Origin of the sequence: Pseudomonas putida, from assembly GCF_001941965.1 — a bacterium.
GTDB classification, from domain to species: domain Bacteria; phylum Pseudomonadota; class Gammaproteobacteria; order Pseudomonadales; family Pseudomonadaceae; genus Aquipseudomonas; species Aquipseudomonas putida_L.
Genome location: NZ_MKZO01000020.1, coordinates 63,834 through 88,793 on the forward strand (window position 1 = coordinate 63,834; position 24,960 = coordinate 88,793).

General features: G+C 58.7%; 16 protein-coding genes and 3 pseudogenes. 12 read left to right on the forward strand and 7 right to left on the reverse strand.

Features of this window, described 5'->3' with window-relative positions; translation table 11 throughout:
• Positions 1–3: 3 nt before the first annotated feature.
• Entirely contained in the window at positions 4–708 is a 705-nt protein-coding gene (locus PSEMO_RS12370; RefSeq protein WP_075803354.1) for an NAD(P)H-dependent oxidoreductase, read from the forward strand.
• 60 nt (positions 709–768) lie between these two features.
• Here the strand turns inward: PSEMO_RS12370 and PSEMO_RS12375 are convergent, their stop codons facing one another.
• Positions 769–1,314 (reverse strand): hypothetical protein, encoded by a 546-nt coding sequence (locus PSEMO_RS12375; protein ID WP_075803355.1) that lies wholly within the window; start codon positions 1,312–1,314, stop codon positions 769–771.
• 269 nt (positions 1,315–1,583) lie between these two features.
• Here PSEMO_RS12375 and PSEMO_RS12380 point away from each other — a divergent pair, with 269 nt between their 5' ends.
• The 3 genes and pseudogenes from PSEMO_RS12380 to PSEMO_RS34270 all read left to right on the forward strand — a co-directional run.
• Entirely contained in the window at positions 1,584–2,093 is a 510-nt protein-coding gene (locus PSEMO_RS12380; protein ID WP_075803356.1) for a hypothetical protein, read from the forward strand.
• Positions 2,094–2,227: 134 nt separating this feature from the next.
• Positions 2,228–2,424 (forward strand): annotated as a pseudogene (locus PSEMO_RS34265) (transposase); the annotation flags it as partial.
• Positions 2,425–2,565: pseudogene (locus PSEMO_RS34270) on the forward strand (OprD family outer membrane porin); the annotation flags it as partial. It abuts the pseudogene before it with no gap.
• A gap of 108 nt (positions 2,566–2,673) precedes the next feature.
• Here PSEMO_RS34270 and PSEMO_RS34275 read toward each other — a convergent pair.
• Positions 2,674–2,793, reverse strand: a pseudogene (locus PSEMO_RS34275) (hypothetical protein); the annotation flags it as partial.
• A gap of 107 nt (positions 2,794–2,900) precedes the next feature.
• Here PSEMO_RS34275 and PSEMO_RS32240 point away from each other — a divergent pair.
• The 4 genes from PSEMO_RS32240 (at position 2,901) to PSEMO_RS12415 (ending at position 13,176) form a co-directional block, all read left to right on the forward strand.
• Positions 2,901–3,757 (forward strand): IS5 family transposase gene (locus PSEMO_RS32240; protein WP_086937222.1). Its coding sequence is split into 2 segments (ribosomal slippage): positions 2,901–3,255 and positions 3,255–3,757, totalling 858 coding nucleotides; the frame shifts between segments, so codons are not numbered across the junction.
• 316 nt (positions 3,758–4,073) lie between these two features.
• On the forward strand, positions 4,074–7,850 hold the full coding sequence (locus PSEMO_RS12405) for a YobI family P-loop NTPase (protein ID WP_075803360.1): 3,777 nt from the start codon (positions 4,074–4,076) through the stop codon (positions 7,848–7,850).
• Positions 7,851–8,037: 187 nt separating this feature from the next.
• Complete coding sequence (locus PSEMO_RS12410) at positions 8,038–10,239, forward strand: hypothetical protein (RefSeq protein WP_075803361.1); 2,202 nt, start codon at positions 8,038–8,040, stop codon at positions 10,237–10,239.
• Positions 10,240–10,344: 105 nt separating this feature from the next.
• Positions 10,345–13,176 carry a DEAD/DEAH box helicase gene (locus PSEMO_RS12415; RefSeq protein ID WP_256721109.1) on the forward strand — a complete coding sequence of 944 codons (2,832 nt, stop codon included), beginning with the start codon at positions 10,345–10,347 and terminating at the stop codon, positions 13,174–13,176.
• 587 nt (positions 13,177–13,763) lie between these two features.
• Here PSEMO_RS12415 and PSEMO_RS32870 read toward each other — a convergent pair.
• A complete protein-coding gene (locus PSEMO_RS32870) occupies positions 13,764–14,330 on the reverse strand; it encodes a hypothetical protein (protein ID WP_144443571.1) in 567 nt (188 codons plus the stop codon).
• Positions 14,331–15,753: 1,423 nt separating this feature from the next.
• Here PSEMO_RS32870 and PSEMO_RS12420 point away from each other — a divergent pair.
• Positions 15,754–16,368: a class I SAM-dependent DNA methyltransferase gene (locus tag PSEMO_RS12420; RefSeq protein ID WP_075803362.1), complete on the forward strand. Its 615-nt coding sequence runs from the start codon at positions 15,754–15,756 to the stop codon at positions 16,366–16,368.
• 98 nt (positions 16,369–16,466) lie between these two features.
• On the opposite strand, the gene PSEMO_RS12425 is transcribed toward PSEMO_RS12420, so the two are convergent.
• From PSEMO_RS12425 to hflK (PSEMO_RS12440), 4 genes are read right to left on the reverse strand one after another with little or no spacing between them, the layout of a single operon-like run.
• The gene (locus tag PSEMO_RS12425; RefSeq protein WP_075803363.1) at positions 16,467–18,410 is read right to left on the reverse strand and encodes a heavy metal translocating P-type ATPase; all 1,944 of its coding nucleotides are present in this window, start codon (positions 18,408–18,410) and stop codon (positions 16,467–16,469) included.
• A gap of 13 nt (positions 18,411–18,423) precedes the next feature.
• Positions 18,424–19,452 (reverse strand): protease modulator HflK, encoded by a 1,029-nt coding sequence (hflK, locus tag PSEMO_RS12430; RefSeq protein ID WP_075803400.1) that lies wholly within the window; start codon positions 19,450–19,452, stop codon positions 18,424–18,426.
• Positions 19,445–20,458 carry a protease modulator HflC gene (locus tag PSEMO_RS12435; RefSeq protein WP_075803364.1) on the reverse strand — a complete coding sequence of 338 codons (1,014 nt, stop codon included), beginning with the start codon at positions 20,456–20,458 and terminating at the stop codon, positions 19,445–19,447. The genes hflK (PSEMO_RS12430) and PSEMO_RS12435 overlap by 8 nt, the downstream gene beginning before the upstream one ends.
• Positions 20,455–22,425 carry a protease modulator HflK gene (hflK, locus tag PSEMO_RS12440; protein ID WP_075803365.1) on the reverse strand — a complete coding sequence of 657 codons (1,971 nt, stop codon included), beginning with the start codon at positions 22,423–22,425 and terminating at the stop codon, positions 20,455–20,457. The genes PSEMO_RS12435 and hflK (PSEMO_RS12440) overlap by 4 nt, the downstream gene beginning before the upstream one ends.
• Before the next feature lie 281 nt (positions 22,426–22,706).
• On the opposite strand from hflK (PSEMO_RS12440), the gene PSEMO_RS12445 reads away from it, so the two are divergent.
• The 3 genes from PSEMO_RS12445 to PSEMO_RS12455 are packed head-to-tail and all read left to right on the forward strand — an operon-like array spanning position 22,707 to position 24,959.
• A complete protein-coding gene (locus tag PSEMO_RS12445; protein ID WP_075803366.1) occupies positions 22,707–23,396 on the forward strand; it encodes a lipopolysaccharide core heptose(II)-phosphate phosphatase PmrG in 690 nt (229 codons plus the stop codon).
• A gap of 2 nt (positions 23,397–23,398) precedes the next feature.
• Positions 23,399–24,325 (forward strand): phosphatase PAP2 family protein, encoded by a 927-nt coding sequence (locus tag PSEMO_RS12450; protein WP_075803367.1) that lies wholly within the window; start codon positions 23,399–23,401, stop codon positions 24,323–24,325.
• Positions 24,240–24,959: a TorF family putative porin gene (locus PSEMO_RS12455; RefSeq protein ID WP_075803368.1), complete on the forward strand. Its 720-nt coding sequence runs from the start codon at positions 24,240–24,242 to the stop codon at positions 24,957–24,959. The genes PSEMO_RS12450 and PSEMO_RS12455 overlap by 86 nt, the downstream gene beginning before the upstream one ends.
• Position 24,960 lies beyond the last annotated feature (1 nt).

Below are 24,960 nucleotides of genomic sequence, written 5' to 3' on the forward strand. Positions count from 1 at the left end.
CCCATGAAAGTGCTGATCGTTCACGCTCATCCCGAGCCTCGATCCTTTACTGCCGCGCTGCGTGACCAGGCGGCGGAGACCTTCCGTGCTCAGGGGCATGACGTGCAGGTGAGCGACCTGTATGCGATGGGATGGAATCCTGTGGCCAGTGCCGACGACTTCAGCCATCGGGAAAACCCCGAATACCTGGTATATGCGCTGGAGCAGCGGCTGGGGGTGAAGGACGGTTCCATCGCCGCCGACATCCAGCAGGAGCTGGACAAGCTGCTATGGGCCGACTTGCTGGTGCTGAATTTCCCGATCTTCTGGTTCTCCGCGCCGGCGATGCTCAAGGGCTGGATCGACCGGGTGCTGGTGTCGGGGGTGTGTTATGGCGGCAAGCGTTTCTATGACCAGGGTGGCCTGGCCGGCAAGCGGGCTCTAGTGACGGTGACGATCGGCGGGCGTGAGCACATGTTCGGCGAGGGCGCGATCCATGGGCCGCTGGAAGACATGCTGCGGCCGATTCTGCGCGGGACGCTGGCGTATGTCGGGCTCGAGGTGCTGGAGCCGTTTGTGGCGTGGCATGTGCCGTATATCAGTGACGAGGCGCGCAAGGCGTTTTTACGCAGTTATCAGCAGCGGCTGGAACGGTTGTCGGATGATTTGCCGATGAGTTTTCCGCGGTTGGAGCAGTTTGATGAGGGGTTGTATCCGTTGGCGCGTTGATGATGGCTTGGCGGTGCCCTGTGGGCAGGTTGAGGCAGACTCGGCCTGCTCACCGGTGTATCAGGACTCGATCAAGGCGTAGTAACCGGCTTGCAGGTTCGAGCGGTCATTCGTGGCGGTGATTGTCGCGTTCGGGTTGTTGGTGGTCAGGGTAGCCGTGGTGACGCCGTTGATCACTGCGTAAATATGGACGGTGTTGCTGATATCCTGCAACTGGCTTTCCGTGGAGCTGTGAACCACTACGCTCTGAAGTGGTTTGCCATCCTTGCGGAGGACAAAGGTGACCGGGCTCAGGCATGTTTTCTGGAATACCAAGCGGTCCGGCACGCTAGAGGAGTGCGGCACAACATCGAACACGTAAGTACCTTGCACACGCTCCTGCCGTACCTGAGCCAGGAAATCTTGGCTGTCGGAAACTAAAAACGGAGCCGAGGTGTAGGTATTGCCCTCGATCAGCGTTGTTGCGATGACTTCGTACAGATTGTCAGTCGGGACGCTCAGGCTTGCGTTCGGGGTGGTGGCGGGCAGATGTGCAATGATTAGCTGGCCCTTGCGCACGAAGTATTCGGCATCGAAGTCGGTGATGTTGTGCAGTGTGATAGTCATGAGAACTCCGTGTAAGGTGAGTTTAATGGTCGTGCTTGAACTGCTGGTGGTCGATCCTGACATGGTTTTCAAACCGGGTAATCAGGGATGAGAGCGCTGGTGACTGATTGTTTGAGTGCCAACCCTGTACTACCTGTCAGAAAGTCGAAATGAGTAAAAATGATCAGAAAAATGTGCTGTGAATTCCGAGGTACCATTTTGGGTTGCAGTATCTACGGTTGGGGGTAAGGTCGGGCTCGGGATAACTTCGTCCCGACCTAGGAGCTTTTATGCAACTGAAGAAATGGTTTTCGGTGGTGCCAGTCGTGATCGGTGTCATGATCACGTTGGCACTTCTGCTCGTGCAAACTCGAGTGTTTGACGTCATCGCGTGGGATTACAACGTCTGCCACTTGGTGTTCGGTTTCACCTCCCCGTTCTTCCTGAGCTACCTGGGGATACCGGCGGGGAAGGTTGAAGTGCTTCCGCTGCGTGAGGTGATCACCCGTATTGCTGAAGTTCCGTTGATCAACTGGCCTCTGCAATCCCTGCTTGCCATCAGTCGTGGTGTGAAGCGTGACTTCATTGAGGGGCTGCCTTGGACTCCTTTGATGGGGGTTGCGCTGACACTTTGCCTTTCGATTGGCAACGAAATGATTGTTGACCCTGCAACGAACGGTATTCCGTTCACGTCTGCGTATAGCAATTTCGTTGCGGACGTCCTCGGTATGGTTCTGTTCCTTTGCGTGGCACAACCGTTCGTGCGTCGCGCCAAGCAAGCGGCATCTGCGCTGGTTTGATTGGAAGGCCGCCCAGGGATGATGGGCCGCATCCGTTCTAGGTTCTCTCTGAAACGGAGAGAAACCGAACTTCAGTGCCGCGAACGCTGAGATTTATGTAAGGTTTTCAGCCATCTATGGAAAGGAATCCTGTGATGGATAAGCGCTACGAACTTTCGGATGAAGCATGGAATCTGGTCGCAGATCTGTTCACCTTAACCACACCAGAGGCAGGCCGCGGTCAAGTGATCGCCTGATGCTCGATGGTGTGCTGTGGTTGCTGCGCTCCGGTGCTCCCTGGCGCGACATGCCCGAGTGCTTTGGGCCTTGGCGAACGGTTTATCACCGCTTCGTGGCTTACGTGGTCTCGTCTGGCGCGCTGAAGAACCTGGGCCTGTCCTGGAAAAACGCCACCTGGCGTACCGACCTGCCGAACACCCGCTCGCAGGATGAAAATCGTGTGACTCTCAGCTACTCGATTCCGATGTTGTAAGTTCAAGAGCGAGCGCTGTCTGGAACGACGCCGGGCGGCGCATTTATCTGGATCAGGTTTTCCGACGGGAGAGTCGGTCGATGGCAGGCCGTCCGGATGATGCGCTCATCACTCGACGAAGAATAATGCCAATCCTCTCTGGAAGTCTCCTTGCAGTTGGCGTGCATGTTCGCGCCCGTCGCGTATCGTTCTGATGGCTTGATCCAGCGATATGAAATGTTCTCCATCCTTTTGCTTACTAGGTTCTGTCTGAAATTGAGAGAAACCGAACTTCAGTGCCGCGAACGCTGAGATTTTTGTAAGGTTTTCAGCCATCTATGGAAAGGAATCCAGTGATGGCTAAGCGCTACGAACCTTCGGATGAAGCATGGAATCTGGTCGCAGATCTGTTCACCTCAACCCACACCAGAGGCAGGCCGCGATCAAGTGATCGCCTGATGCTCGATGGCGTGCTGTGGCTGCTACGCTCCGGTGCTGCCTGGCGCGACATGCCCGAGTGCTTTGGGCCTTGGCGAACGGTTTATCACCGCTTCCGACTTTGGCGAAACCGGGGAACCTTCGAGCAGATGCTCAAGCGATTGCATCTGAAGCTCAATGATCAAGGGCTCATCGACCTACAGACCTGGATGATCGATTCAACTGCTGTTCGTGCCACTCGCGCCTCATCAGGTGCAGGTAAAAAAGGGGGCTTGATGAACCCGCAGATCACGCTTTAGGCCGAAGTCGGGGTGGTCTTACCACCAAGATTCATATGCTTTGCGACGCCAACGGCGTGCCTTTGCGCTTCCTGCTTTCTGGCGGTCAAGCCAGCGATATCAGCTACGCAGAGCCATTGCTGGAAGATGTCTGTATCCCGACGAGCAAACGCGGCCGGCCTCGTAAGCGCTGCCGCTGGCTTCTGGCCGACAAGGGCTACGATGCTGATGCACTACGCCGCTACTGTGACCGGTATCGAATGCAGCCGGTCATTCCTCTGCGTGCGATGAAGCGCAAACCCAAGCCTGGATTGCCCCGCCTGTTTGATCGCCCCAAATACCGTCAACGGAATGTGATCGAGCGCATGTTCGGCTGGCTGAAAGAGAACCGCCGAGTCGTGACACGCTTCGACAAGCTCGCAAAAGGTTATGGCGCGATGGTCTCGCTGGCTTGTGTCATGCGGTGTCTGCGACATCTGTTTTCAGACAGAACCTAGAACGCTGCCAAGGAGGGTAAGGTTTTTACTGCAGCCCTACGATGCCCAAAAGGTCTGATGTGCTCGCAGAAGCACGCACTCACAGATCTGCCCTTCAAATCCTTAAGTGCTTGGTGGAGATCTGGAGCTGTGAGCTTTGGGTGTCGGTGCTTCGTACCTATCTCCGCCATCGATGCTTTCGTGGTATTTACCCACCGAATATGGCATATAGCCGCTATTGGATTTTGGCGCAGCGTCACTGTTGCATCGATTGGATTATTAGCGGTCATTCGCCTGCTCAGCGGGACACGGAAGGCCATTGCATGGGATCGGGTAGATGCTGGGAGCTATCAAAAATCGCTTAGGGCTGGTGTGGGAAGCGGTTGTGGTTGGAGGGAAAGCTGCGTGGGAAGTGCTGTCTACCCGGCGCCAGGGGGACGACGTTGATCCTTTCTTTGAGCCCTTGACCCCCATCATTGTCACAGATGGCCGATCGGCTCGTTATGAACGCGAGCTGCTACGTGCCCTGGAAAACCCCGATGTTCTGAACATCGCGCTCACAGGTAGCTATGGCGCCGGTAAGAGCAGCGTGCTGAAGACGTTCTTCAGCAATCATCCACAGTTCAACCACACCTATGTGTCTCTAGCGACCTTCAGTAAACCCACCTCGGGTTTGACACCTCAGCCGAGTGGTCAACCTTCCGAGCCTGACTCGGAACCTGAGGGCCCGGCTGCTAATGGGGGCGAGCACACACCAGGCGATGTCGACCTCGTCAATCGCATTGAAGAGACCATCGTCCAGCAACTGCTCTACGCGGTGCCTGCAGCGAAAGTACCCAAGACTCGCCTGAAGCGGATTGCCCAGGCCTCAACCTTCAGCATCAGCATGCGCACCCTCGGGCTTACTCTACTTGCCGTCTGCGCCTTGAGGCTCTATGTGCCCAAGCTCGCGATGATAAAAACCGTGTCACTGGAATGGTTGATCAAGGGCTTGATGGTTCTTCCCGAGTCTGCAGCACTGGCTGGCGTGGTCATTGGTGCTGTCTATCTCTTGTACTCGGGGTTGAGGTTCATGTCCCTGTTCACTATCGATGGTCTGACTCTCAAGGGAGGCAAGCTTGAGGCGACTCACCATGGTTCGGTGCTTCATAAGAACGTCGACGAGATCATCTATTGCTTCGAGCGCAGTGATATCAATGTAGTGGTCATTGAAGACCTGGATCGCTTTGACATCCAGGACATCTTCTTCAGGCTGCGAGAGATCAACTTCATCATCCAGCGATCACCTCAGGTCAGGCGTTCTGTCCATTTCGTCTACGCCATCCGTGACGAGCTGTTCACGGTCACGGACAAGACGAAGTTCTTCGACCTCATCATCCCCATCATCCCTGTGATTAACTCCGAGAACTCCAGGGAAAAGCTGGTCGAGCTCATGAAGGCGCGCCAGGTAGCCGGCAAACCACTGGATGATGGCTTGAACCTCAAGCTCATTGAGACGGTTTGCTACTACATCGACGAAATGCGGCTGATCAAGAACATCGTTAACGAGTATGACGTCTACGCAAATGTACTGGCCAAGGACGGACTGGAGCTAGATCCCAACAAGCTTTTTGCCATGGTTGCTATTCGAAACCTACACCCTAATGCCTATGCTGACTTGGTCAAGCGAAGGGGCGCGATCTATGGGGTCATCGAGGGCTATGCGGCGTGGGTAACAGACGAAGTCAAGCTGCTCGAAACGGCAGCTAAAACCCTCAAAGATCAGCGCGCGAGGCGCGAGGACGAGGTGGCTGACAACCTGCAACAACTGCGTACCTGTGTCTGGTACGAGCTTATCAAACTTGGGAATAAACCCTCTGCAAGCCAGGTTCGACTCGATACAGGTGCCACTTTTTCGCTAGTCGACTTTGTTTCTGACTCCGCTTTTTCCCAGGTTGAGGCGTCTAGGACGGCGGTAATGATGACACCATCTCCCTGGAGCGAAGGCGGGCAGGGGTTCCATACTAGAAAGGCGTTACAGCAGGCTCGATACGATGAGCGCCTGAAACGCTTCCAGACCTCGCTTGATGAGCTGGATGAGCAACTTGAAACGAACCGTAGCAAGGTGCAGCGTCTCAAAACAGCGGGTTTCCGACAGATCGTATCCATGGGGTACGGCAGTGAAGTGGCGAAGCGTCTGAAGGGGTTGGAGCTCATCGTCTTCCTGGTTCACCGCGGCTTCTTCGACACTGACTATGTCGATTACCTCGGCTATTTCTACGAAGGCTCACTTACTCAGTCGGACAAGAACCTCATAATGGGAATGGTTCGGGGTGAGGAGTACGACGTAACCACCCCAATACACAATCCGGAGCTCGTGGTCAGGAAGCTGGATCTGGAGTCGGTAGCTAGCGGGCGCGGTATCATGGTCGATCTCATCCATGAGCTACTGCACACGCACAAGGATGACGCGGCTGCCAGGAAGGACAAGCTCCGCTTAATCCTTCGAAGTGGTCGTGACTACACGGAGCGATTCGCCGAGGCCGTTGCGTCGATTATTCCTCGGTGGCAAGCCACGGCACTTATGAGAGCCATGTATGGCGCAGATCGCGACCTCATCCTTTTGCTGCTGAACCATGATCGGTTTAAAACCCCCGTCTTGCGCCAGCAGTACCTCGTTGCTCTTCTGGACGTTCTGACACCCAAGGAGATGCAAACACTCGACGATAAGCCTCGCGTGCTGAGGAAGGCCATCAGTGAGCTTCGTGAGGCATCGGTTGTCGCCGCGAAACTTGCGAGCAACCAGAGCGGATGGAAATGGGTCAGGGAGCTGCCGGCGAAATTCTCCAACCTTGATTCAAGTGCCGCAGCTGCAGATCTACGGCAACTGGTGGAGTGGGGGTGTTTGGCACTGAACCTCAAAATGCTGCATTTGCTCTGCCAGACACTGGATCCGGGTAATCAGAGCGATAGGGTAACGTACCAACGGCTCAGCAAACTGGAAATTACTGGCCTGGACAGCATGATCGAGGAGGATCCGGACGGTTTCGTGGCGCAGCTCGTAAGCCAAGAGAGGGCGCTCGAAGAGACACCGGAATCGCTCGTGGCCTTGTTCGGACTTTGCCAGAGCGAACCCTACACACTTGAGGTATTGCTCGAACAGACATCTTGCAGCGTGACTGACCTTGACGCGGTACCGACCTCGTTATGGTCGAAGATCCTGATGGCGGGACGTGTTCACCCTGTTGGTGATGCGGCTTGGACGTACTTCAATCGTGCGCTTGTAGCTGATAAAGAATCCGAAGACTTCGTCGATTTGGGTGAGTCGGCACTGGCTACATTCGTTGATTTCCTCAAGTACAACGCTCAAGACCTGGCTGAAGAATTATGGCAGGACGCGAGTCGCAACGAGGGTTTGCAGACTTTCCTCATTCGCGCGCCGCAAGTCGACAATGCAACCCTTCGCACGCTTTTCTCGAAGGTCGTGTTGAGCCCAGGCGTTGTCATGGACACCGCGACGCCTCGCAACCGGTGGATCATGTTCGTCAATAGTGACATGGTCGAGTATCGGGCAGATATCAGGGCGTTCATTGCCGAACATGCGTTTACGTATCTAGGCGCCTACCTCATCCGCCGGTGGAGCCTTGCCCGAGAACAGATGGATATGTCGGCATTACCGGTGTCGTTGGCCCTTGAGCTGAGCAACGCAGAAGTGTGCTCGCCAGCTGAAGAGATCGAGATATGGTCGGGCATTCCCGAGGATGCCTACGACACGTGCGAAGGTGCCGTTGAAGCATTGGCTAGAGCGTGTGTTCGCGCGACACGTGATGGATTGCGATTCCCGATGGCTTACCTCCCGACAATGCTGAAGCTGCTCCCGGCCGGGACGCTCTCTAGAGAACAAAGGATCAACATGCTGATCCATGCACTCTCGATGGGCTGCAGTTGGCTGGAGACGGTTGTCGTGTTGCCGCTTGCTGGCGAGGATTATCTGGCGTTACTCAAAAAGCGGCGCGTGAACTTCCCGGCTCATGATGTAGATCGCCGACTGATCGATGCCCTGGCTGCAAGAGGTTTTGTGGGGGCCGTTAAACCTGAAGCCAAGCGGATTGTGGTTTGGAGCAAACGAAACTGAGACCTAGTTTTAGGTTGTCATCTCGTTCCTGGCACAAGACCCCGGCGCCCGGTCAACCAGGGCGGCATGCTGAATCCGCAGCCTGATCGCCCTGTGGGCACCCAGACAGCTCTGCTGGATCCTCGAAGGGCAGCTAAAGTGCGTAATAGCTCACAGTTTTGTGTTGCGGCAGAGTGAGAGTAGAGCAATGGATTGCGATCAACTGTTGGACGACCTGCGGGATTACATGGCTTCGGAGCAAGGGACTGCGGAGGCCGCAATCCAGTTTCTGTTCGAGGGGCTAGCCAGAGATAGTGAGCTGGAGGCTCTTAGTTCGCACCTGCAGTTGTCCGAGCATGCGGCTTTGAAATCTGTGATCAGCAGAATCGCTACACGACAGGACGTACTCCACCAACTTCAGGAGCGGCTTCGTACGCTGCGTATGGGGCGACTTAGCAGCGGGGGATCAGCGGCACGGGTCAGGAACAAGGGCTCGCTTTTGAGAGAGCTCACCGGCCTAGTAGCAACCTCTGACCTTAAAGCTGCTGAGCGTTTGCTCTTGGATGCGCTGGAGGACGGCCAAGACCCTGACTATCTGACACTGTTGGGGCGGGTCTACACACTCCAGCACCGCCCCTTAGAAGGGGCTAGAGCTATGCAATCAGCTGACGCTATTCGGCGTCAGCAAGGCGCGTTCGTCCTTGATCGCACCATGAGTCCAGACCATCACCATCCAAGCGCAGCCGATTTGGATTTCATCCAGGAGAATGCGCGTCAATTTGCCCCTCTGGAAGAAGAGACCGTTGAGCTACGGCATTTTCAAACTGGCAACGCGAGTGTCCGGGTGGATCCGACCATTAGACGGAATGGTAGTGATGTGGGTTACGCCGGCAACGCGGTACAGCCGCACCGAACGACGGGCACAGAGGAACCCAAGCGCCGACTCAGCTTGAACCCAACGAGGGTTAAGACGCCTGATAGCGATGGCAGTACACAAACTGACAACGCCAGCATCCGGGTCGATCCTGCCATTAGACCGAGTGGTCGCGATGTGGGGGGCGTCTGCAGCGGGGAGCAGCCATATCAAGGGGCTGGTGCGAAGGAACCCAAACATAGACTGAGCTTGAACCGAGCGAGGGTTAACACGCGCGATAGCGATAGCTGTACACAAGGTCACAGTGTCGACAGGCCAGATCCTACCCCATGGTCGACTTCATCAGTCGATAGTACTGAAAAAGCACCCTTGGAACTTCCCACTGAGCCAGCTCCCGAGGCTGAAGCAGATGCCTCAACAGAACCATTGAGCCGTTTCTTCACCGACGTGCCTGTGACTGGAGCATTGTCTGATTCCCGTGACCTTGATGCGTTCTGCCTAGACCAGATTGACGGGGGGGATGACTCTGTTGGAATGGGGGCCGACCCGTACTCGGAAGATATCGACTTTGACCCAAACCTCGCAGCGGAATTGGCCGAGCTAGAACTGTATGGCACCACGAAAGGACGGGATGACAAATCCCAAAGAAACAGTGACTACGGGCAGGATTCTGAGGACGAGTTCGCTTTCTATGAATTCGACCCAGACACCGTGTTCGATAACGACAAGTACCAGGTCGAGTCGGCAGGGGGCGAATTAGAGGATCGGATAACGCGTGAGGAGCGTGCGAAGCAAAAGGCCGTAGAGCTCGTGTACAAGTACGATTGGCCGCACGGAACGCTTCCCCTGATTCAACAGATTTACGTCATGAGTGGGTGGGGCGCGACCCGGGTGGCATTGGAGCGAGCAATCGATGAAGGGCTGACTCCTGAGGAGCTCGTGCTCGCTGCGCACATTAAGGTCATATGGGCTGACAACGATCTGTACTGGATCGCATTCGATAGTACCGGCAGCACACGCCTGTCCTACCACGCGTTGTCTTGGCGTACGGCGCTGATGATTGTCCGTTCATTTGAGTCGATACCACAGGTGGAAGAGATCGATGTACTCCTGGAGCAGCTTTTTGAGTACTGGTACGAAAACGTTACGCTGAGACGGGTATTCAAAGCCTTCGCAAGGTACCTGTGGTACCGGTTTGGTGATATCGATGGCGTCCTTCCCGCACGTCAGTTGGGGGATTTTGACTCGCCCTATCAACGCCCCGAAGAAGAGTACAGCGATCTCGGTATTCCTAATGATCTGGGAATGGGAGGTCTCCGGAAGCTTCAGGCATATGGCGTACCGCAGATCAAAGATCCGCAAGAACCGAGCTGCTACTTCAGCGATCTCCCCCTTAAAGTGGAGGAAGGTGAAGACGTCGCGTCGCCTCAAAAACAAAGCGATCTGCCAGCTGAACTGGATGGCAGTGATGCTCGCTCCGATGTCCAGGCAGACACTCCTACCTCGGAGCTTGCAGAGCAGGAGACTCGCGGATGACCAATACAGTAATGGTCAACGCTGCTATTCAAAAAGGCGATACAGGCCTGTCCTCAGTTGGCCAATGCCAAACCACTCGTAAATTGGACTCACAGGGAGTACCTCATGACGCCGCTTAGACTTACTCACGTGCAGGGATGTTGGGTTAAGCGCTTTAGCCCCAGTGGCCAAGAAGAGATTGGCGTTGTCAGGATGGCAATCCCTGAGACTGGCAAGACCCAGGTTCACTGGATTCGAGCGGGGAGTGCGAGCATCGTTGATTCTGATGTCCTGCAGTCGGGATTTGTGAATGGCCAAGACGTTCTCGACGCGACGCCCGGGACAGGTGTTCGTTCGCTAGGCCTGGGAGCGATCATGCAGCTCAGAGACCTAGCTGGCAGCGAGCAAGCGCTCGTGGATTTTCCTGAGAAGGGAGAGCGACACTGGCTGCCGTACCAATACCTACGACAGGTTAAGGGCGTCAAACATCGGTTTGTGACCGCTCAGATGGGCGCAGAGCCGGATGCTGAACGTGTGCGACTGCGATTGCTCGCTCATGCGATCAAGGTTTGGAATGAGAACACGGGATCCTTGTCTCACCTGGAAATTGACCCCCTGCCTCATCAAATCAACCTGGTGCACCACATCCTGGCATCCAACAACCTGAGCTGGTTGATCGCGGATGACGTAGGTCTGGGCAAAACGATTGAAACGGGCATGCTGCTTCACGCACTGCTCCAGCGAAAGCGTGTGAAGCGCATCCTGCTGATCACGCCCGCGGGGTTAACCAAGCAATGGCAAGACGAGCTGTACTACAAATTCAAACTCGAAGACTTTGAGATTTATCATGAGGATTTCTTCGTCAATGAGCCACGCCAGTGGAAGATGCACGATTGCGTGATCGGGTCGTTGGATCGCCTCAAACAGCCTGATCACCTCGAAAGTCTGCTCCAGGCAGAGCCTTGGGATTTGGTCATCTTCGATGAAGGTCACCGACTCAGTCGCCGGCAGTACGGCCTGAAGTTCGACAGCTCCGAGCGCTACGATCTTGCAAAAGCCCTTCGGAGCCGCACAGAGCACATGCTGCTTCTCAGCGCTACTCCTCACCAGGGTATGCAGGACAAGTTCGTAGCATTGCTTGAGTTGCTGCGCCCGGAAAGGCGGGAAGAACTTCAAATGCTCAGCCTCAAGCCCGAGATTCTGCGTGACATGGTTTACCGCAATCACAAGGCAGACGTTACAGATGCAGAGGGACGCTTCATTTTTGAAGGCAAAATTACCTCTGCGCTGCAGGTGTCCAGCAGCCAGGAATCGATTGACTTCGACCAGACCCTGCAGCACTACCTGCGCAAGGGGTATGCCGCAGGCGAGGCTTTAGGTCAGACAGGTAACGCTATTGGTTTTGTGATGACGGTGTATCGCAAACTTGCCGTGTCCAGTGCTGCCGCGATCCACCAGGCTCTTCGGAATCGGCTTCAGCGATTGCTGGACAACTTTGGCGGCGACACGATACCCAGTACACCGGATGATCAGCGCTATGTGGGTGAGTGGGAAGAGCAGGTCAGTGGTGAGGCAGAAGAGTTCTTCGCAGGGGAGATTCAGCTCCTCAAGCAGCTCATCGATGACGCTGCGGTACTCATGACGAATGATTTGAAGCTCACGGAGTTTCTCGACAAGGTCATCGGGCCAATCAATAAGAAAAACCCTGAAGAGAAGGTGCTGATTTTCACAGAGTACCGAACCACACAGCGCTATCTCAGGGATGCATTGGCGGCCCGGTTTGGTGATGACAAAGTAGCGCTCATCAATGGCTCCATGCAGCACGTTGAGCGTCGAGAGGCGATCGCTCAATTCGAGACGCAGGGTCGGTTCCTCATTTCCACCGAGGCGGGTGGTGAGGGTATCAACCTGCAGAGACAGTGCCACATGATGGTGAACTATGACCTGCCCTGGAACCCCATGCGTCTAGTCCAACGGATTGGTAGGTTGTATCGCTACGGGCAGAAGATGAAGGTCGTGGTGTTCAACATCCAGCAGTCCGATAGCCTTGATCAGGAAATCGTTGACCTGATGTATGAGCGTATCGATAGCGTTGTTCATGATTTGGCCGAGGTTCAGCATCATGAGTTCAACGAGGGTCTGAAGGATGAAATCCTCGGTGAATTGGTGGATCTCATCGATGTGGACGATATCCTTCAGCAAGCAACGAAGCTGGGCATCGAACGCACCAGTGAGCGCATTGACGCGGCACTGGAGGAAGCCAAGCGAGCTGCGGAGAAGCAGAGAGAAATCTTCGCCCACGCTGCGACGAATGACATCAACGAATTGGGTGATCAGGTGGCAATCACCATCGATCATCTCCAAAGCTTCGTCACAGGCATGTTCGGCCAGCTCGGTATTGAAATTTCTGTTCCTAACAACGAACCGCGCCTCTTGCGAATTCGCTTGCCTGACCTGGTCATGCAGGAGCTTGGACGCAGCAGAAGAACTTCGTCGCGTATGGATGTCACCGTTGACAGGGAACTCGCTGCTCGTCGTCCAGAGATCCAGATGTTGGATTTGACCTCGCAATTGATGCAATACCTGCTTGCCAAAGCATGTTTGTATGACTTTGATGGCCTGGCAGGATCTGTTTGCGCACCGAGCCTAGGTAAGGAAGATGGCGCATTGTTGGGAGCGATGCTGCGCTGGCAAGGCCCGCAGGGGAATCGTGTGCGTCAGGAGTTTGTAACCATTCTGGCCGGGCAGGGGGGAGTCAAGGTGAACGCTCCAGAGGCTAGTAACTGGCTGATGACGCCCGCGCATTTCAGCTCTCAAATAGCTTCGGTACCTGCGTCCAAGGCTCTTTTCCAAGCTGCCCATGAGGTGGCCAACAAAAGGCTGGCCGAGTTAAGCAATCAGTTCCTGATACCTGAAAACCTCGATTGGGCAGGTGCTGCCTGGACGTTTCCTAGTTGAATGCAGGATTGATGTTCTGCGCAATCCTGTGAACGGGCGGCCGGCGTTTTCACGGTGCCGGCCTCCTGCGCCACCGCCAATAGCCCAACGGATCATGGCAACAAGGTCTTCCTGTTCGACCTGGTCAGTCGGGTCGAGATGTACTGCGTCTCTCCAGAATCTGGATGGCCTGATAGCTACGAAGTGGACAAGGGCAGCCTGACCGTCTTCCTCCGTGGGGTTAGCCGGAGCCAGGCCCGCCAGTTATCTGAGGTTGCAAGATCAGTCTTGAGTGTCTATTTCAACCATCCTCCTTAACGATCCGCCTTGCCGCGCAGCGGTGATGTATTCTGCGCGTAATAGACACGTTTGGGAGATTGAGTGACCTGAGCAACGCTCCTAGAGCCACACTCATACAAGCTCTTTCTGTGCAAGGTAAGCTAAGAGGAGGAGGGAAGCGATGGTGCAATCACTCGCTCACCTAATCGTAAAGGCACGCATCGACCGACGCACTTGGCTGAACGTTAACTGCTCGATTTTCAGGGCGGTTTCTGTGGCCGTATTTGTAATTGGGCTTTTGACCCTTATCGCGTGGCATATCTGCATCCCTAATCCGTCAGCCCAGAAAAAATATTAATTTTGATCGACTCAATAACCAGTAGTGAGTTACTGACGTTATCACACCAGTCCATGATTCGAGCCGCACGCAAGATCCTTTCTTGATCGCCACCCGAAATGTGGATAAATGGAGTCCAACTGGGATTTGGCTGCACACTCATGGCTCCCGCGTCCAGCCTGGCCCGAGAATAATTACCTGTCCAGCTCGCCGGCGGAGCAAGACAAAACGCGTAAAACTCATGCGCATCAAGCGGGGTTAGCGAATAAAAGCTCTTGCATTTTATGTAAATTGACCACAGTAGTAGCTTCTCAAACGCCACCAGCTTTAACCGATCGGCACTGCATGAACGATAAATTCGAAGGATCTCAAGCGACTCCATCGCAATATTGAAAAAACGTCTTGGAAAGCAGCTCTTAACATAGGCCTGTCCTTGAGACTTGGAAAAAACGAGTACTTCCCTACGTCTCATCCCGAATAATGGAGGAGGGCACTCCTGAATGTGATAGCCGGCGTCTAGATCCGCAGGGGCTTGGTGCTGAACGTCCTCACGGGCCATCGAAAACTGCTTACGCTTCCAGCCCAATCGGTACTGGCGCGAGTTTTCGCTCTTCGAGTTAGGAATGGAGGCTGGCGGATCGAGCTGGCTTCGATGAAAACCTACAGCTCGATCAAGCAACCTGCTTGGAGAACACTTCAAGCCAGGCATTTTGGGAAGTCTATACATTAGCTTGTCTAGCAAGGCTTGGGTAAGTATTGGGTCGATTTCTCCCGGAGATGGGATGGCAGTTATGCCCAGGCTCCGCCTGTATCTAACAATCGCATCTACGAGGGCTTGAGGTACGGGGATGTTATAGCCCCGTAGATGACCTCGCATGATAAAGCGCGGATTTTAGTGCATGGTGTCAGGTTGGCGAGATATTGGAGATACTCCACGGCCTGAGAATCGTCAAGATCACTGAAAGGCGCTCTTGGTGGTTTGTAGAGATCTGAGGTCGACAGCCTGGGTTGTATACCCAATTCCGGGCTCAAGAATTTGAAAAACCGGTTAATCACGTACCCCAGTTCAGGCTCTGTAATCGACTGTCCAAATGGTTTCCAGTCCCCGGCATGACACTCGGCGCCTCCATTGGTAACAAATCGAGCTTTACGAACACCAATCCAAGGCTCTGGCGGCGTTGCGCAGAAGGCGCTGAAGTCCCTGATATCTTTTGCTCCTTAGGCCGGACGGAAGGCTCTGGGCGTAGCGGCAAAAATGATCATAGGTTTCGACTGCGGCGATGTTTGCCGGGAACGACGCCAGGTATCCATAAATCAGCGCCGATTGGTATGCGGTGCGCCCATCGGCTTCGATACTGTCGTTGACAGAGTCTTTAGTACGGCATGCTGTTTTACCGCGGTGTGTGAGAATTGATCTCGGGGTCACCTTGACGTCCTTCATGGGGCCGGTTAGGTCGATGCTTCGGCCCAATGTAGCCAAGTCTCTAGCTTTAGCAATTCTGCAAGACAAACGAATGGCGCAACGCGCTATTTTTCCGTTTTGGTTCCAACAGCGATGACCAGGCCAGCGCAATGCGGCTCCGAGAAACTGACAGATTTCAGTTGTTTAAGTTCGCCGGAGATGGAGGTCGTAACATTTTTCCGCTTTGGCTCCGGCAGGCCAGGAGGCAAAAAAACGAGCTCACGCCGCTGGGGCATTCCGTTTTGGATTCGACAGTGGCCAGCCGCAGTTCTTGTTTTACCTGAGCTTAGGCGGGCAATGCATTGGGAAGGTGTTGTTTCCGGTGAAGCGACAGAGTTCCGTTTTGGATTCAACGTCCACAGTGTGAGCGAGGAGGAGGTTTGTCGACTGGAAGCCCTGAGGGTTGGAGTCTGAGTGATATGATTTAACATAATATACATTATACGAACCATCATACTAACTCTCGGCCCCCAGTGGAGGCTAGAATTCAGCCTCCATACCTCGCCAAGGATTGCCCTCCATGCCCCATCACCCGTCCGCCAACCACATCATCGATCTCTACGACCGCCACGCCAGCACCTGGGATCGCCTGCGCAGCACGCATTTCACCGACCGCAAATGGATCGAGCGCTTCTGTTCATCGTTGCCGGCATCTTCACGCGTGCTGGACCTGGGCTGCGGTGCCGGCCAGCCCGTTGCGGGCTTTCTGATCGAAGCGGATCATGCTGTTACCGGCGTGGATTCCTCAGCGCAAATGATCGCTCTGTGTCGCGAACGCTTCACCGGGCACACCTGGGTGCATGCCGGCATGCGCACCCTGGAATTGGGCCGTCAGTTCGCAGGCATCCTGGCCTGGAACAGCTTTTTCCATCTGCACCCCGACGATCAGCGCGGGATGTTCGGGGTGTTCCAGCGCCATGCGGCTCCTGGTGCGCTGCTGACGTTCACCAGCGGTACCGGACTGGGCGAAGCCCTCGGTCAATTCGAGGGCGAGACCTTGTATCACGCCAGTCTCGACCCGCAGGAATACGTGAGTCTGCTGCAGCAGCACGGGTTCGAGGTACTGGAGCATGTCGTCGAGGATCCACAGAGCGGCGGCCTGACGGTCTGGCTGTGCCGCGCCCTCCTGCCCTGAATTATCACTAATATATATAACTACACTAAATGACTATTTAGTATAGTTATATATGAGTCGCCTGGAAACGGCTCCCGGAGCCCTGCTTTTTCAAGCGGTTACAACCCCGTCTCGTCATACCGCAACAACCGCCCCGCATTCCCCAACACCAGCAAGGTGCTCAGGTTATGTAGCAGCGCCGCGATCATCGCCCCCGCCGCACCCAGCAAGCCAAACGCCGCCGCTATCACGATCGCCAGGGTCCAGCCGAGCCCTATTACCACGTTCCACTGCAAGGTCCGGCGACATTCTCTGCTCAACCGGACGCAAGTCCCCAACCGCCGCAAATCGCCATTGATCAGCACGATATCCGCCGCTGCCAGGGCAATGTCCGCGCCCCCTGCCCCCATCGCCACGCCAACCGCGCCGGCCTTGAGTGCCAGGGAGTCGTTGATGCCGTCGCCTACCACCATGGGCCTGAAACCCGCCTGCAGCTCCTGGTTCACATGATGCAGCTTGTCTTCCGGCAACGCCTGGGCGACCACGCTGGTGATGCCGGTCTGCTCCGCTACTGCGTCGGCAACGCTTTGCCGGTCGCCGGTCAGCAGCAATTGCCGGTGCAGGCCCAGCTCGCGCAGTTGTGCCAAGGCCTGCGGAGCTTCATGACGCAGCGTGTCGGCCAGCAGCAGCCAGGCGACGAAACGCTGGTTCAGCGCCAGGCCGGCGATCGGGCCGTCATGCTCGGGAACCGCCGGAATGGCAATGCCCAGTCGCTCGAACAACTCCGGACGCCCCAATGCAGCCTCCCCTCGCTCGGTCATAGCCACCACGCCGAACCCCTGGCGCTCGTGCATATCACGCAACACCATCAACTGATCGTGCGGCACCAATCGCGCCAATGCACGGCTGACCGGGTGGCTGCTGGCCGCGCCGAGGCCGGCAGCGAGTCGGGTGATTTCCTGTTCCGTGAGTTCCGTGTCTGGCGCAACGATCTGCCGCAGATGCAACGAGCCATGGGTCAGGGTCCCGGTCTTGTCGATCACCAGCGACGACAGGTCCGCCAGTTCTTCGAGGAAAGCCGAGCCGCGAATCAGGATGCCATGCCGCGCCGCCACGGCGATGCCGGCAATCGCCGTAGCCGGGGCCGACAGCACCAGGGCGCAAGGACAGGCCGCCAACAGTACCGCGAGCATGGCCTGGGCATCGCTGGTGACGAACCAGGTCGCCGCGGCGATCAGCAATACCAGCAACAGATAGCGCCCGGCATAACGCTCCAGCAGTCGGGTGATCGGCGGCTTGGCCTGCTCCGCGCGCTGCATCAGGGCGATGACCTTGCCCAGGGTCGAGTCGTCGCCGACCCGGCTGATACGCACCTTCAGCAGACCGTCGAGGTTGATTGCGCCGCCATGGATATCCGTACCCGGGCCGACTTCCTGGGGCAGTGCTTCACCGGTGATCGGCGCGGTATCGAGGCTGGCCTGGCCCTCCTCCACCCGGCCGTCCGCCGGCACCCGGTCGCCGGCGCGCACTTCCACCAGGTTGCCCGGTACCAGGCTGGCGTTGTCGACCTCACGCACCTGGCCGTCGGCATCGAGCAGGCGCGCCTGGCTGCGGGTCAAGCGGCCAAGCGCCTCGATGGCTTCCTGGGAACCCAGCACGCTGCGCTCTTCCAGCACGTGTCCGAGGATCATGATGATCGGCAGCAGCGCCGCGGTGGCCAGGTCGCCAGTGGCCCAGGCACCGAGCATGGCCAGGGCGATCAGTTGGTCGGTGATGCCGTGCAGGCTCGGGTGCAGCAGGCTGTGCCAGGCTGACCGCAGAACCGGCACCGCCACCAGCAGCGAGGCCACGCCGAGCAGGACCTGGGCCACGCTGTCCTGACCCGGGGCCAGCCAGCGCCAGACCAGCCCGAGACCGAGCAGGCCCAGGGCAATCATGGCCAGGCTCAGTTGCCGGGCGGCCTGGCGGCGCTCGTCGCCGGACAGCAGGCCGGTGCCGAGGTGCAGGTGGCCATGGCCATGGTGATGATGATCGTGGCCATGGTGGTGGTGATGGGCGCTCATGGGAGTCCTTCAATCAAGGTTTTGGGCCGTCGAGGATCAGACGACCGCTGTCCTGCGGATTGACCGTGGTCACCGAGCCGGCGCGGGCGAGGATCGCCGGCACCCGCTCGCGGTACAGACGCAGCATCAGGCCGGGATCGTCCTGGCGACCGAGGCCGACGATGGTTGCCGTGTCGGCCTGGGCCCGGGACAACCGCTCGCGTGCCTCGGCTTCTGCCACCTGGACGGTGCGGTCGGCGTTCTGCGTGGCCTGTTGCAGTTGCCGGGCCGCATCGGTACGCGCGCTGGCTACGGCCTGTTCGGCCAACTGGCTGGCGGTAAGCACCGCGTTGAAGGCGTTGACCGCCGGCTGCGGCAGCGCCGATTGCACGTCGACCCGGACCACTTCGATCCCCAGGTCGGTACCGGCCGTCTTCAGCGCGGCCAGGCTGCGGTTGATGCCCTGTTGCAGATCACCTCGCAGGCGTTCGCGGCGCTCGGCCAGCTGGCTGTCGGCACCGACCAGCTCGGGCCGGGCGACGAGGATGGTGTCCATGTCCCGTGAGGCACAGATCTGCACGGCATTGCGCTCCACCAGGCGATCGAGTGCCGCCTCGACATGACTGCCCTGGCGGGTAAAGGCGTAAGGCTCGCTGACCTGGTAGAACACCCGCACATCGAGCTGCACGATGCCGGCGTCCCCGGTCAGCAGATAGCCGGAGCCGGCGGTGGCATCGCCGGCCAGCTTCACGTCGTGGTCGGCCTTGATCGCTGCTTCCGAACGCAGCAGCAGTTCGACCCGGCGCTCCGTCACCCGGCCCGCCGAGGGCAACATCACGACCTGCTCGAACGGCCGCGGCCAGGCCAGCAGCAGGCCGGCATTCTGGATGCGCTGCTCGGCGCCCAGGCGCAGTACCACCGCACGGCTTTCCGGGCCGATTTCACGGACGTTGCCGAACAGCCAGCCCAGCGCCGCCAGCAGGGTCACCGCGTACAGCGCGACAAAGCCGATGCGCCCGGCCTGCAGCCAAGGGGCGCTAGCGCCCTGCCCGTCCTTACTCATGGGCTCGTCCCGCAGCCGCCGGGCCATCCACCAGCACCCGGAACGGCGCGGCATCGGTGCGCAGGACCAGGCGCGTGCCGGGGTTGACCAGATTGTCGAGGGTGTCCAGCGAGCGCAGCAGGTTGTACAGCTCGGGCGCACCGGCGTAGGCCTTGCCGTAGATCTGCGCGGCCTGGACCTGGGACTGGGCCTGGATGTCCGCTGCCTTGACGCTGGCATCCGCTTCTAGAATGCGCGCATCGCGCTCGGCCGCGGAACGGATCTCGGCGGCCTTGCGCTTGCCTTCGGCGGTGCGCTCGGTGGCGATGGTTTCGCGCTCGGCGCGCATGCGATCGACGGTGGCTTCAAGGGTCACCTTGGGCAGGGTCAGACGCTCGATGCCGACCTGGACGACCTTGACCCCATAGGTGTCGCGCAACTGCCGGGTGATCTGCTCACCAAGACGTTGCTCGAACGCTTCGATACGCACCTTGCTCGCATCGACATTGACCAGGTCGGCCAGTTCGAAGCCGCTGGCGCTGGTTTCCAGGGCCGAACCGACCAGGGTGCGGATCTGTCGGGCCGCTTCGTCGGGCTGATTCTGCACCGCGCGCATGAAGCGCTGGATACTCTCCGGCGTCGCCTCCACCTGCCAGGCGATATAAGCCTGGACAATGATCCGCAGGCCGTCCTTGGTGCCGACATCCTGCAGGCCACTGGAGGTGGTGCGCAGGCGCAGGTCCACCGGCACCGTGGCTTCGAACGGCAACGGCCAGCGCCAGGCCAGGCCGGGGTCGAGCAGGACCCGGGCCGGATTGCCGAAGCGGGTCACCACCGTGGCTTCGCCGGTACGCACCTGGACCAGGCTGGCGGTAGCGAGCATGGCCAGGACCAGCAGGCCGGCCACCAGCACCCGGCGCCAGGCGGGACGAGCGGCGGCTTGCTCATGGGCGTGGTGACGAGGCTCGTGGGCATGATCATGGCCGCAGTCATGGCCGTGCAAATGATCGGGGTGATCGTGACTCAATGGGCACGCTCCTGGTCAGGTCGGCTGGCGGACTTGGCCGCGTCCAAGGGGAATGAATAGCTGCGCAGGTCCAGGGTCGGGGCCTGCTCTGCCGTGAGACGGTGGTCGATGACCAGGCTGTTGGCCTTGCCCAGGCCCTTGCCCAGGTGATCCAGGTATTGCTCGAGGATGAAGGCCTGCCCGGCCTGCTGCCAGGCGCTGCGTTCGGCGTTGAAGCGCAGTTCGGCGATTCGTGCCCTGGTTTCGGTTTCATGGGCACTGGCGGTGGCCTGGTGATCAAGACTGGTGGCCTGCAGGCGCGCCTGGCTGTGCTGCTCGGCGGCCTTGCCACGATCCCGGGCGATCAGGGCCTGGGCGGTGATCTGCGCGGCCTGCACGCCGTGATAGGCATTCGCCGCGCCGGCTGGCGGGTGGATCGCTTCCACCGAGGTGACGAGGATCTCCACCCCGCTGTCCAGGCGGTCGAGATCGGCCTGCACAGCCGTGCCGATATCCTTGCCGATGGCTTCGCGCTCGGCGCCGAGCACGCCGTCAAGGCTGCGACTGGCGAAATCCCGGACCAGCACGCGGTTGGCGATGTTGCGCAGGAGTACAGCGACATCGGTGCTGTGGTAGGTCGCGGCAAGGGCCGCGGTATCGCTCAGGCCGATGCGATAGATGAAGCGCACATCCATATTGACGATCTGGAAGTTCTGCCGGCCGCCATCGTCGCCGGCAATCACCTGGGCGTTTTCGCTGATATGGCTGGCATCCCACAAACGGTTCGCAGCCGCTGGTGCCGGGCCTTCCGCAGCGGCCAGCGGGTCGGCCAATGCGGCATCGCCGGTGGTGGCCAGCTCATGGACCTGGCCATTGTCGACGACGAGGACCTTGCCCAGCGGCCAGGGCAAGCCGACATGCAGGCCGGGCTGCCAGACCTCCAGCGGATTACCGAAGCGCTCGTAGATTCCGCGATTGTTCATCGCCACTTCCGTCACGCCGGTCAACAACCAGCCGACCAGGGCGACCAGGCCCAGCACCGGCAAGGCGGCGCGGCGCATGAAATCGAAGGCCCAGACCTGACGCAGGTCGATGCCGAAGCGCTGGTGCAGTTCATGTCGCAGGAACGCCAGCGGTCGCGGCGGCCATTGCAGCAGGCCGCAGAGCATGCTGTGGGCCAGCAAGGCGGGTTCCTGTGCGGGGCGCCGGGGGCTGAAGACCGAGAAAATGGCGCGCAGCAGCAGTTCAATGGCCAGCGCCGCCGGCAGCAGGCCGGTCAGCACCGCCAGGCGTGCCGGCCAGAGTCGCTCGCCATCGGCAAACACCAGGCAGGCGATCGACAGCAACTGGACGGCCACCAGCAGACGGGTCTGCGCCGCCAGGGCAGCGGCCTCCGGCCAGACAGCCGGGTTTTCGTTGACCTGATGACGCTCCACCACCAACAGGCCAAACGCCACGAAGGCCAGCACGCCTGCGGCGAACCAGTGCAACTGCCCTGCCGCCGTCGGTGCCGGCAGGTCGAAACGCCAGGCGCTGGCGACGATCAGCAGCGCCAGGCTGGCAAGGCTCGCCAGCCACAGCGCTTCGCTGCCGAGGCGCTGCAATTGGCGCTGCCCGGCCAGGCCGATGCGCAACAGACCACGCTCCAGAACGCTCAAGGGCGGGTCTTCGGGATCTCGCGTAGCGGTCCATAGGGCCAGGCGCTGTACACCATGGCCAATGCGTTCGGCCCGCCATTTGGCCACGGCCCAGGCGGAGCGCCCTGCGGCAGCCAGCAACAACAGCGCCGCTGCGTTCATCGCCAGCAGCACAACCCACTGGCTCGTCGGATTGAATACACCGATGAACAGCGCCCCCAGCCAAAGCACGGCTGCGCCCATGGCCGCGCCCTGGACCAGACGGGCCAGACGCCGGGTATGCAGGGCGGCCTGTTGAAAACGGGGCGTTTCGTGGAGGTCCGGATTCGTGTTGGCTGGGTTGACGCTCATGGCAATGCGGAAACTCCGGAAGGCTTGTTTGACGGGGCCTGAAGGCGGATACACGGAGCCGTAATGTTATAGCGGAGCTTGTGAAAAAGTCGTGTGAATGTAACCGGGTATTTCAAATTTCATCCAATGGCTCAATCAGCGTAGATCCATAAATCGCTGGTGAGCCAGCCGCGCCGAAAATCCTGGTTACAACTCTTTTTTGACATCTCCTTCACCGCTCTGGAACACACCGCTCCCTAAAGTGCAGCCATTCCCGTAGTGCTTGTCTCGGAGTGACAGCCATGCTGCAAGGCGTTTTACAAAATCCCGCTCTCCCTTCCCGTCCCAAGCGACGTCCGTCCCTGTCACGAAAACTGCTGGTCCCGGGCCTGTGCGCCCTTCTGCTTCTGGCCGCGTTCGCCACGTGGCTTTCCACGAGGACACACGTCATGAGCCTGGGTAGTGAGCAGCAACTGCTCGACAGTGGGGTTTATGCCGATTGGGCCAAGGGCAAGGTGATCGTGCTGATCCGCCATGCCGAGCGCTGCGACCGTTCCGATAATCCCTGCCTCGGCGACCCGAGCGGCATCACCATCGAAGGCAGCAAGGCCGCCGTCGACGTGGGTACCGGCTTGCAACACCTGGGCCTGGACAACAGCGAAATACTGACCAGCCCCGAGTACCGTACCCGGCAGACCGCACACTTTATCTTCGGCAAGGAGATCGCCAGCCGCGACTGGATCGGTGAGTGCGATCACGATTTCCCCCATGCCGCCCTGCAAAGCAAGCGACCCGGGGTCAACCTGGTACTGGTGACCCACAGCGGTTGCATCGACCACGTCGAGCGCCAGCTCAAGGTCCCCGGCGGTGAGCGCTCCAGCGAGTACGCCAGTGCCCTGTTCGTGTCGATGAATCGTGACGGCAAGGCACGGATCCTCGGCCAGATGAATGCCAACGAATGGCGCAAAGTCGTCGCCAGTGCGGGGAAATAAGAATGGGGACGGCTTCGCGAAAGGATTTCTACCTGATCAACCTGGGCGTGCCGCTGCTGCTGGCGGCCGCGACCTTCCTGCTCTTCGACCTGACCCGCCTGGACCGGATGATCAATGACCTGTTCTACAACCCGGTGACCCAGCAATACGTGCTGCAGCACAGCGAGCTGTTCGAGAAGGTCACCCACAAGTGGCCGCGGATCCTGCCGGACTGGACCGGTGAGGCGGCGATCATCGGTACCCTGCTGTCTTTCCTCTGGCCGTTGCTGGCCAGGCGTCCACGGGCCGTCCGCCTGCTGGACATGGCCCGGATCGCCCCGCTCCTGCGCTTCACCGCACAGCAGCGTCGCGACCTGCTGTACGTGGTGACTGCCTTCGCCTTGAGCACCACGCTCATCCACTACCTGAAGAGCCATACCGGCGTGTATTGCCCGGTCGAGACCACCCTGTACGGCGGCGATCAACCGCACCTGGAGTGGTTCAGCCACTTCTCCCTGGTCGACAAGGCCGGGCCCGGTCGTTGCTGGCCAGGTGGCCATGCGTCCAGCGGCTTCACCTTGCTGGCGCTGTATTTTGTCGCCCTGCGCCACCGCTGGCCCCATGCACGCAAGCTGCTGCTGGCGATCCTGCTGATCGGCACGGTCTACGGCAGCACCCGGGTACTGCAGGGCTGGCACTACATGTCGCACACCTTCTGGGCCGGGATCGTGGTCTGGCTGGCGAGCTGGGTCACCGCCCTGTTCTTCTATGGACGCCTGGCCTTGCAGGGACAACAGGGTTTAAACCGTCATCCGCTACCGGTAAGCTCTGCTGCTCTAGTGCAAGCTTTCCAGGGCAGCGACCATGACCAGGCCCCTACTACTGCTGCTGGCCGCCACGGCCTTCAGCCCGATCGCGCAGGCCCAGCAGATCCAGCGCCAGCTGGGTGATTTCGACTTTCGCCTGGGCACCTCCAGTTCCCGCAGCATGGCCCAGGGCCTGATTTCCCCCAGCCCCCTGGGCGCCTTCCATGGCGGCCTGGATGTCAGCCATGCCAGCGGCTGGTACTTCGGCCAGTACGCGCCGAGCATGGGCTTCACGGAAAACTCCACCCTGCGCCTGGACAGCTACCTCGGCACCCAGCAACGCTTCAACGACAGCCTTGGCTACGAGGTCGGGCTGATCCACTACAGCCAGCCGAACGTTGCCGGCAACGACAGCTTCGCCTTGTATGGCGGCCTGTCGATCTTCGGCAGCCGTATCGGCGGCGCCCTGCGCAACAACCCGGACAACCGCACCGGCACCCTGTTCGCCGATTTCGGTCAGTTGCCGCTGCTGGATGCCGGGATCACCCTCAAGGTTGCCCACCATCAACTGGGCACACCGTTCACCATCGGCGACGGCAGCCAGGTCCAGGGTTTCAGCGACTGGTCATTGCAACTGTCGCGGCCCTGGCTGGGCATGGACCTGGACCTGATCTACAGCAGTTCGGACCTGAGCGGTGGCGGTTGCGAGGCCTATTCGGGGATCAATACCTACTGCGACAGCATGATCACCTTCAAGGCCCAGCGCAGTTTCTTTTGAG